This window comes from Rhizobium sp. Leaf321 (assembly GCF_001423215.1).
Classification (GTDB): domain Bacteria; phylum Pseudomonadota; class Alphaproteobacteria; order Rhizobiales; family Rhizobiaceae; genus Neorhizobium; species Neorhizobium soli.
On record NZ_LMOF01000007.1, the window covers coordinates 806,136 to 806,424 of the forward strand.

Sequence of the window (289 nt, forward strand, 5' to 3'; positions counted from 1 at the left end):
GTCGATTAGCGCAGCAAAAACAAGCCTGTTTGCGCTAAACTGCCCCTCTACCCTCCCCTTGATTCTGTTGAGATCTTTTAGACGATGCCCTCGCAAAATGCGCAATACTGGAACTCTCGATCGCTGCGGAAAATCGCCACCTGCATTGAAGCAGAAGGAGACCTCCTTCGGAGATTCGAGGTAATGCTTACTTGTAGACCAGCGGAGTCGGTTCCGGCTCGTAGGTGACGGGTGTCGCGCAGCCGCCGAAGACGTAGCGAGCGCCAAGGCGTGCTTCGTGGCTGTAGAA